Source organism: Helicobacter sp. MIT 05-5294, from assembly GCF_000765675.1.
Lineage (GTDB): Bacteria > Campylobacterota > Campylobacteria > Campylobacterales > Helicobacteraceae > Helicobacter_D.
The window spans coordinates 1-608 of sequence record NZ_JRPA02000077.1 but is presented as its reverse complement, the minus strand read 5'-3'; the positions used below and the strand labels follow the sequence as shown (position 1 = coordinate 608).

Genomic DNA, 608 nt, shown 5'->3' with positions numbered 1-608 from the left:
TAAGAAGAATTGGGGTGGGAATTGTTAGAATGGGAAGGATTGGAAGAAGAATTAGAATGGGAAGAATTAGGATTAATGGTTAGGGTTAGGGAGGGATTGAGATTCATGGTTGGGCTTACTTTGCTGGGAAGCCAATCAGGAGTTAGTGATTCTGCAAGAGATTCTGACATCTTATCCTGTAATTCATCTGAAAAAAGCATATTTGCATGTTCATTTTCTCCAAAATTGTCTTTTATGATTTCCTTTAAAAAACGCTTAACATTTTCCTTATTGGGCATAAATCTATCCATTCTTTATTCCTTATATTCTAGTTTTTGTGTTCCTTTAATGATCATCCGAATAATGGCACTTGCTTCATTTCCATTCAATGTTTTTACCATACCTTTTTCATCAAACTCTTTTACCATAGTTTTATCATAGTCAATCTCAAACAATAATAGTCCATTCTCCCTAAAGATTAACGCAATTCCCATAGGCTTACCCTCTTGCAAAAAGCCTTGCACTTTCTTATTCCCATTTTCATAAAACATTTCTTGGATTCCATCAAATTGTCCATTTTTTAGACAATATTTTGCCTCTAAATTTCCATTTTCATAATAAAATAATGA

Annotated in this window: 1 protein-coding gene and 1 pseudogene; both read right to left on the bottom strand. The window is 32.9% G+C overall.

All coding sequences use genetic code 11. The features are described 5' to 3' along the window. The coding region (locus LS69_RS10115) for a hypothetical protein (protein WP_138124727.1) at positions 1-290 on the bottom strand (290 nt) is incomplete at its 3' end. A gap of 3 nt (positions 291-293) precedes the next feature. Beyond that, positions 294-608: pseudogene (locus tag LS69_RS10110) on the bottom strand (hypothetical protein); the annotation flags it as partial.